The sequence below is a fragment of the Arthrobacter agilis genome (assembly GCF_002953615.1).
GTDB classification, from domain to species: domain Bacteria; phylum Actinomycetota; class Actinomycetes; order Actinomycetales; family Micrococcaceae; genus Arthrobacter_D; species Arthrobacter_D agilis_B.
Genome location: NZ_CP024915.1, coordinates 1,679,137 through 1,685,758, shown reverse-complemented (window position 1 = coordinate 1,685,758; position 6,622 = coordinate 1,679,137). Strand labels below are relative to the sequence as shown.

7 protein-coding genes are annotated in these 6,622 nt (G+C 71.1%); 3 read left to right on the top strand and 4 right to left on the bottom strand.

The genetic code is table 11. The features are described 5' to 3' along the window. Positions 1-48 precede the first annotated feature (48 nt). On the top strand, positions 49-459 hold the full coding sequence (locus tag CVO76_RS08055) for a Sec-independent protein translocase TatB (RefSeq protein WP_208741594.1): 411 nt from the start codon (positions 49-51) through the stop codon (positions 457-459). 37 nt (positions 460-496) lie between these two features. Here CVO76_RS08055 and CVO76_RS08050 read toward each other — a convergent pair whose 3' ends face one another. Genes CVO76_RS08050 through CVO76_RS08040 form a run of 3 tightly spaced genes read right to left on the bottom strand, consistent with a single transcriptional unit; the run spans position 497 to position 3,499 of the window. Continuing rightward, the gene (locus tag CVO76_RS08050) at positions 497-1,627 is read right to left on the bottom strand and encodes an Mrp/NBP35 family ATP-binding protein (RefSeq protein WP_208741593.1); all 1,131 of its coding nucleotides are present in this window, start codon (positions 1,625-1,627) and stop codon (positions 497-499) included. Continuing rightward, the gene (locus CVO76_RS08045) at positions 1,624-2,223 is read right to left on the bottom strand and encodes a DUF1003 domain-containing protein (protein WP_133080983.1); all 600 of its coding nucleotides are present in this window, start codon (positions 2,221-2,223) and stop codon (positions 1,624-1,626) included. The genes CVO76_RS08050 and CVO76_RS08045 overlap by 4 nt, the downstream gene beginning before the upstream one ends. Continuing rightward, entirely contained in the window at positions 2,216-3,499 is a 1,284-nt protein-coding gene (locus CVO76_RS08040; protein ID WP_208741592.1) for a magnesium transporter, read from the bottom strand. Before CVO76_RS08040 ends, CVO76_RS08045 begins: the two co-directional genes overlap by 8 nt. 184 nt (positions 3,500-3,683) lie before the next feature. On the opposite strand from CVO76_RS08040, the gene CVO76_RS08035 reads away from it, so the two are divergent. Beyond that, positions 3,684-4,568, top strand: coding sequence for a general stress protein (locus CVO76_RS08035; RefSeq protein WP_208741591.1), 885 nt, complete (start codon positions 3,684-3,686; stop codon positions 4,566-4,568). A 137-nt stretch (positions 4,569-4,705) separates the two neighbouring features. On the opposite strand, the gene CVO76_RS08030 is transcribed toward CVO76_RS08035, so the two are convergent. Next, on the bottom strand, positions 4,706-6,286 hold the full coding sequence (locus CVO76_RS08030) for an aminopeptidase P family protein (protein ID WP_208741590.1): 1,581 nt from the start codon (positions 6,284-6,286) through the stop codon (positions 4,706-4,708). A 104-nt stretch (positions 6,287-6,390) separates the two neighbouring features. Here CVO76_RS08030 and CVO76_RS08025 point away from each other — a divergent pair. After that, a partial coding sequence (locus tag CVO76_RS08025; protein WP_208741589.1) for a PHP domain-containing protein occupies positions 6,391-6,622 on the top strand: 232 nt, incomplete at its 3' end.

Genomic DNA, 6,622 nt, shown 5'->3' with positions numbered 1-6,622 from the left:
GGTGGCGGCGAATGTGGTCGGCGCAGGCCGGGAAGGTAGTCTTTTCACGTGTTGGGAATCAACGGCCTCGAACTCGTGGTCCTGGCGATCATCGCCGTCATGGTGCTCGGCCCGGAGCGTCTTCCGGAGTACGCCGCCCAGCTCGCCCGTCTCGTCAAGGGCCTGCGCCGCATGGCCTCGGGTGCGCGCGAGCAGCTCCGGGAGGAAGTCGGTCCGGAACTGGACGAGGTCGACTGGCGGAAGCTCGACCCACGCCAGTACGATCCCCGCCGGATCATCAAGGAAGCCCTCCTCGACGACATCGAGGACGTCTTCAAGCCCGTGAGCAGCGGCGCCCCGAAGGCCGCCCCTGCTCCCGCGGTGGCAGCCGCCGGTGCCGTCCGTCCGGATGCGACCGTGCCGTTCGGCCCCCGCCTCGGGTCGGGGCAGTCCGCTCCGTACGACCTCGAGGCCACCTAGACCCGGGGCATGGCGCTCCGCTCGGCGGCGCCTCTCGTCAGCGCGGGCTGAGCGGCAGCTTCAGTCCGTCCAGGCCCCGTGGGCGACGGGCGAGCACAGCGGCGATCGCCTCCAGCTCCGCACGGGCCCTCGAGCCGTCCCGGCTGAGGACGAGAGGAGTGCCGGCGTCGCCGCCCTCGCGCAGGGCCATCTCCAGCGGGATGCTGCCGAGCAGGGGGACCTCGGTGCCGAGCGTGTCCGTCAGCCTCGCTGCGAGGGTGCTTCCACCTCCCGCGCCGAAGAGTTCGAGCCGCCCGCCGTCGGGCAGCTCGAGCCAGGACATGTTCTCGATGACGCCGGCCACTCGCTGACCGGTCTGCGCGGCCATGGCGCCGGCGCGTTCGGCGACATCGGCGGCAGCGCTCTGCGGGGTCGTGACGACCAGGAGCTCCGACGACGGCAGCAGCTGGGCCACGGAGATGGCGATGTCGCCCGTGCCCGGCGGCAGGTCCAGGAACAGGGCGTCCAGGTCACCGAAGTACACGTCCGTCAGGAACTGCTCGAGCGCCCGGTGCAGCATCGGCCCGCGCCAGGAGATGGGCTGGTTGCCGTCGACGAACATGCCGATGGAGATGACCTTCACGCCGTGGGCGACGGGCGGCAGGATCAGCTCGTCGACGCGGGTGGGCTGCTGCGTGATGCCCAGGAGGGCGGGGACCGAGAACCCGTAGACATCGGCGTCCACGATCCCCACGCGGAGCCCCTGCGCCGCCATCGCGACCGCGAGGTTCACCGTCACGCTCGACTTGCCGACACCGCCCTTCCCGCTGGCGACCGCGTAGACGCGCGTGAGGGATGACGGCTCGTTGAACGGGATCCCGCGACGGCCGCCGGCGCCCTTCAGCTGCTCCTTCAGGGCGTCGCGCTGGGCCTGGTCCATCACGCCGAGCTCCACCTCGACGTCGTCGACGCCCTCCACGACGGACAGGGCAGCCTCGGTGTCCCGCCGGATGGTGTCCCGCAGGGGACACCCGGCGATGGTCAGGAGGACCCGGATCCGGACGGTGCGCCCCTCGACGGCGACCGCGTCGACCATGCCGAGTTCGGTGATGGGACGGCGCAGCTCGGGGTCGATCACCGAGGTGAGGGCGTTCCGCACGGCCTCCTCGACGGGCAGGGCGGCACTCACCGGACGGGTTTCCTCCCGGCAGGCTGGACCTTCGGCAGCGCCACCGTACTCTCCGAGGGCTTCCGGGGCCTGCGTTTCTGCAGGGTCAGTTCCTGTCCGTCGGTCGTCTCGAGCAGCTCCTCGAGGACGGAGCGCAACTCGGACCGGACGTAGTCGCGTGTCGCCACCTCGCGCAGGGCGATGCGCAGCTCCGCGATCTCCCGCGTGAGGTACTCGGTGTCGGAGAGGTTCCGCTCCGCCCGCTGGCGGTCCTCACGCATGGAGACGCGGTCGCGGTCGTCCTGGCGATTCTGCGCGAGAAGCAGCAGCGGTGCCGCATAGGAAGCCTGCAGGGAGAGCATCAGGGTCAGTGCCGTGAACCCGAGGGCCGCGCTGTCGAAGCGCAGGTTCGCCGGAGCGACGGTGTTCCACGTCAGCCAGACCGCGACGAAGACCGTCATGTAGAAGAGGAACTGCGGCGTGCCCATGAAACGGGCGATGTTCTCCGTGCCGCTGCCGAAGCGGTCCGGGTTCGGTCGCAGGCGCGGGAGGAAGCGTTTGCGCGTCTCGCGCGGCGTATCCAGTCCGCGTGAATTCGACTTGATCCTCTCAACCACGGCGGTCACCTCGTGTCGGTCCGGATGTGTCGTCCTGGGCCCGCCAGTCGTCGGGCAGCAGGTGATCCAGCACGTCGTCGACGGTCACGGCGCCCACCAGCCTGCCGTCGGCGTTGACCACCGGCAGCGAGTTCAGGTTGTAGGTGGCGAGGATCCTCGACACCTCGCTCACGTTCGCCTGGTCGCCCACGGCCTCGAGGTCCGTGTCGATGATGTTGCCGAGCGGCTCGGGCGGCGGGTAGCGCAGCAGCTGCTGGATGTGCACGACGCCGAGGTAGCGCCCCGTCGGCGTCTCGAGCGGCGGGCGGCAGACGAAGATCGAGGAGGCGAGGGCCGGGGTCAGCTCCTCCCGGCGGACGTGCGCGAGCGCCTCGGCGACGGTCGCCTCGGGAGGGAGGATGACGGGCACCGTGGTCATGAGGGAACCGGCGGTGTCCTCCTCGTACTCGAGCAGGCGGCGCACGTCCTCGGCGTCGTCGGGCTCCATGAGCTGCAGGAGCTCCTCCTTCTGCGCCTCGGGGAGCTCGTTGAGGAGATCGGCCGCGTCGTCGGGGTCCATCTCCTCGAGGACGTCGGCCGCGCGCTCGCGGGTCAGGGACTGCAGGATCTGGACCTGGTCGTCGTCGGGCAGTTCCTGGAGGACGTCCGCGAGGCGGTCGTCCTGGAGCTCGCCGGCGACCTCGATGCGCCGTTTGTCGTTCATCTCGTGGAGCGCGTCGGCGAAGTCGGCGGGCTTGAGGTCGTCGTGCTGGGCGACGAACTGGGTGGCGCCCTGCGGTTCGTCCGTGGTGCCGTGGAAGGCGTCGAGCCAGTCGATGATGAGGCGCTCGCCGCCGCGCCGCAGGCCGCGCAGGGGGGAGGTCGATCCGCCGCGTCGCACGAACAGCTGGGAGACGTGCCAGTCGCCCGCACGGTTGCGCTCCATCGCGATGTCCTCGACGACGGCGCTGCCGCTTCCGTCACGCAGGGTGAGGCGTCGGTCGAAGAGCTCGGCCACCACCAGCATCTCCGCACCACGCTGCTCGAAGCGGCGGAGGTTGACGAGGCCGGTGCAGATGATCTGGGACGGGTCCATCGAGGTGATGCGCGTCATGGGGACGAACACGCGCTTCTTGCCGGGAACCTCGACCACGAGGCCCACGACCTGCGGAGGCCTGGTCGGGCCGCGGTCGAGGACGACGGCGTCCCGGAGGCGGCCGAGGCGGTCACCCAGGGGATCGAACACATCGAGCCCCAGCAGTCGGGCGACGAAGACGCGGGTCGGGTTGTTAGTCACAGCTCTAGGCTATCCGCCGCCGCACGAGGGGACGGCATCGGGACGGCATCGCGACGGTCGGTCGGACCGCCGGCGGCGGTACGGCATCTGCGGCGGGCCCTCCCTGCCGGTGGCGGGGGAGGCGGGAGTTCACCGCGGGCGATACTCCTCCCACGTGATCGAGCAGTACGCAAGAATGGGATGCATGTCGACACCACCTCTCGGAACCACTGCCTCCCGCGACCTGGGCCGGGTGCTGCCCACGGGCGAGACCATCGGCCGGTACACGGGGTACCTCGATGCCCAGAAGGCCGTGGACTACCTCGCCGACCACAAGTTCGCGGTCGAGCGGGTGGCGATCATCGGCAACGACCTCAAGACGGTGGAGCGCGTCACCGGGCGCCTCAGCTACCCGCGGGTGGCGCTCGGCAGTGCCGCGACCGGCGCCTGGTTCGGCCTCTTCGTGGGTGTGATCCTGAGCCTCTTCGCCGGCAGCGAGACCGGCGTCACCATCACGTCGTCGATCGCGCTCGGAGCGATCTTCTGGCTGCTGTTCGGCGTCATCACCTACGCGTTCCAGCGCGGCAAGCGTGACTTCACCTCCACGAGCCAGGTCATCGCGACGAGCTACGACGTCATCGTCGATCCGAGCGTGGCGGCCGACGCACGCCGGTTGCTGCAGCAGCTCCCGATGAACGGGCAGGCCCAGCACCCCGGCGCGAACCCCTCCGCCTGGGGACAGGCACCCGGCCAGGCACCCGGGCAGACATCCGGCCAGGCGCCCGGGCAGGCGCCCGAGCGGCCCGCGTCGTGGAACGATCCCTTCCCGGGGCAGCAGCAGCCGCAGCAGGCGGGGACGGCCGAGGGGCAGACCGCCCCTCCCGGCACGAGCGGTCCGCGCAGGGGGCAGTTCCCCGACCTTCCCGACGGCCGGCCCCAGTACGGTGTGCGCGTCGAGGACCAGCCCGGCGCGCCGGGGGCCACGGAGGCCCCGGTGCAGTCGGCGGACGACGGGCAGGACGGTCCCGTGGAGGACGGACGGCCCGGGACCCACGGCTCCAGCTCGGCCGGGGGACCGCACCAGGGGTAGCAGCGGCCGGACAGCAGCGGCTGGGGAGCGACCGACGACGACCGCCGGACGGGGCCGGAGAAGGCAGTTCCGAAAGAAGGCAGGGACCCTCGGGTCCCTGCCTTCTTTCATGAACGGGGTGGGCTCCCGCCCCGGGGCTATTCGCCGGTGCTGCCCCAGATGCCGGCCATCCAGTCCTCGACGTCGTCCGGGCTCCGGGGCAGGGCCGCGCTCAGGTTGACGGGCCCGTCGGCGGTCATCAGCACGTCGTCCTCGATGCGCACACCGATCCCGCGGTACTCCTCGGGGACCGCGAGATCCTCCGCCTTGAAGTACAGGCCCGGTTCGATGGTGAAGACCATGCCCTCGGTGAGGATCCCGTCCAGGTACAGCTCGCGCTTGGCCTGCGCGCAGTCGTGGACGTCCATGCCCAGGTGGTGGCTCGTGCCGTGCGGCATCCAGCGACGGTGGTGCTGCCCCTCGGGCGAGAGCGCCTCGTCGAGGGATACCGGGAGGAGTCCCCACCGGTCCAGGTTCTCCGCCAGGACCGTGACGGCCGCGAGGTGGACCTCCCGGAACTTCCGGCCCGGCTGTGCCGCGGCGAAACCCGCATCGGCGGCATCGAGCACGGCCTGGTAGATCCTGCGCTGCGTCTCGGTGTACCGCCCGTTCACGGGGATGGTGCGCGTGATATCGGCGGTGTAGAGGCTCTCCGCCTCCACCCCGGCGTCCAGCAGCAGCAGTTCGCCGGCCCTGACCTGGCCGGTGTTGCGGATCCAGTGGAGCGTCGTCGCGTTGTTCCCCGATGCCGCGATGGTGTCGTAGCCGAGGTCGTTGCCCTCCTCGCGCGCCCTGGCGAAGAACGCGCCTTCGACCACGCGCTCGCCCCGGGGATGGGTGATGGCCCGGGGGAGGGCGCGGACCACCTCGTGGAACCCGCCGACGGTGGCGGCGACCGCCGCCTCCATCTGCTCGATCTCCCAGGCGTCCTTGATGAGCCGCAGCTCGGACAGCGCCTCGGCGAGCACCGCATCGAGGGCGTCCGCCTTCTCGAGGTCCACTCCGGTGTTGATCCGGGAGGTGTCGACGAGCGCATCGGCATTGAAGTCGACCTCCCGGAGCAGGCGGATGCTCACCCCACCGATCTCGGGTACGCCGGCATCCTTCGTGATCGCCACCTCGAGCTCGGCGAGGTCCGCCGTCGCGAGGGCGAGCTGGGCCCGGATCTGCGCCATCGAGAGGCGCTGGCCGATCCAGAACTCGCCGTAGCGCGCATTCGCGTAGAACTCGGCGCTGTCGCGTCCCGCGAGTTCCCGGAAGTACAGCGTGGCCGTGTGGTTCCCGCCGTCGTCCCCCGTTCCCTGTTCCACCGGTTCGAGGACCAGCACGGCGTCGGGTTCGTGGTCGAGGCCGAGTCCGGTCAGGTGGGCGAATCCGGAGTGCGGACGGTAGCGGTAGTCGGTGTCGTTGGAACGGACCTTGAAGGGGCCGGCCGGGATCACGATGCGCTCGCCGGGGAAGCGGTCGGAGACGGCGCGACGACGGCGGGCGGCGTGCGCCGCGACGGGCGCTGCGGCCGGGAGGTCCTCCGACGCCGGTGCCCAGCTGCTGGCCATGAAGGCCTTGAAGGCGTCCGAGTCCGGCCGCTGGGAGCGGTTCTCGTTGCGGTCGGACAGCGGCTGGCCCTCCGGCGAGTCGGTGGGGTTTAGGGATGCGGGGGCGGTGTCGTCGGTGCTCACCCCGCCATCGTCTCACCGTCGCCGTACCGCGGGAAAGTCCGTGCCCCGCGGCGACGCCGTGCCGCAGGCAGGCCTGAACCCCGCCGGCGCGTAGATTGGGTCCGGTGAGAATCGACCTGCACACCCACTCCAACGTCTCGGACGGCACGGAGGACCCCGATGTCCTGATCGCGTCCGCCGCCGCCGCGGGCCTCGACGCCGTCGCCCTCACCGACCACGACTCGACGGCGGGCTGGGACCGGGCAGCGGCGGCGGCGGCGACGCTGGGCATCACCTTCGTCCCCGGCATGGAGGTCTCCTGCCGCACCGACACCGGCATCAGCGTGCACGTGCTGT